Raw genomic sequence first — 1,378 nt, forward strand, 5'->3', positions numbered from 1 at the left:
CCATGCCGAACTCAGAAGTGAAACGCGGTAGCGCCGATGGTAGTGTGGCATTCGCCATGCGAGAGTAGGACACTGCCAGGCACCCAATTAAACAGTTGTGCACACATTGCATGATTGGCCGAGAGGATGACACCTCGTTGAAACGGCAGACAATTTAGCAAAATGCTAACCAGACAGCGGAGCGGTAGTTCAGTCGGTTAGAATACCGGCCTGTCACGCCGGGGGTCGCGGGTTCGAGTCCCGTCCGCTCCGCCAATATTTAGAAAGCCCAGTCGAAAGACTGGGCTTTTTTTCGTTTCAAGCCCCCCGAAACACCACCGTCACCACTAAAGGTGTGACTGCATCACCGACTTGCCACATGGCCTCTATTTATCACCACGGCTCACACGGCTTCCCTGGACACTCCTCCACGTGCATACGAAGTAGAGGGAGGGGCAACTGTTCACTCAACAGACTTGGCTGCTCGATAAATGAAGAAGTGATGAAGTTGTGTCACTCTGGGGGGTTGAGGTGCTCTGCTTTTCTGCCCTGGGTAATGGATGTTGGTTTCGGTCCTGGTGGCCAGGGTCGTCCACGAGGTACACGGGAGGCTTCTTGTGCCTGAGGGTGAGGCGATTCAGGCCACAGCTCCGGGGCATGGGGTAAGTGCGCGCCTGGGATGAGCTGATTCGCTGGAGTACATTGTCTAGTCCTGAAATAGGTTTACACATTTTCGTCTAGCTTCACGTGACTCAGAACCCCCGATGCACCGCGTCGGGGGTTCTGTATTTCAACCCATTTTCAACCCATGATGCGGTCGCTCTAGGTTGTAAATATCCACCGCCTCGCGCACCATCTCCCGCGCTTGCGCCAGGTCCTGCGGGCTTTGCAACAACAACTCTCCTTTCAATATCCCGTTCACCCGCTCCGCCAACGCATTCTGGTAACAGTCATAGCCATCCGTCATCGAGCATCGTACCCCGTGCCGCTCATGCAGCGCCTGATAGAAGCCCGAGCAATACTGCACGCCGCGGTCCGAGTGATGGATAAGCTCCCCGCCGCCACGCTGTTGCTTCAGTGCTTTCTTCAACGCCATCGCCACCGACTCGGCGTGCATTCCTTCGTGCACGTGATGGCCCACTATCTTGCGTGAGTACGCATCCGTCACCAGGCTCAGGTACAGCGGCCCGCTCCTGGCTGGCAGATAGGTGATGTCGGCGACCCAGACTTGCTCCGGTGCCACCGGCGTGACCGGCTCCGGTCCCCCCTTGAGCAAGTTGGGATGACGGTAGAAGCGGTGAAAACTGTGGGTGGTCTTGTGATACGCCCGCCTGGGCTGCACCAGCAGGCGGTGCTCGGCCAATATCTGAAACAGCCTGTCCCGCCCGACCTTGAGCCC

Annotated in this window: 1 tRNA gene and 1 pseudogene; one reads left to right on the forward strand and one right to left on the reverse strand. The window is 57.4% G+C overall.

What is annotated here, in order from left to right:
* Positions 1-178: 178 nt before the first annotated feature.
* A tRNA-Asp gene (locus tag AB5Y91_RS14495) sits at positions 179-255 on the forward strand.
* Positions 256-731: 476 nt separating this feature from the next.
* Here the strand turns inward: AB5Y91_RS14495 and AB5Y91_RS14500 are convergent.
* A pseudogene (locus tag AB5Y91_RS14500) lies at positions 732-1,378 on the reverse strand (IS3 family transposase); the annotation flags it as partial.

Origin of the sequence: Aeromonas sp. R4-3 (assembly GCF_040908275.1) — a bacterium.
Taxonomy (GTDB): Bacteria; Pseudomonadota; Gammaproteobacteria; order Enterobacterales; family Aeromonadaceae; genus Aeromonas; species Aeromonas rivipollensis.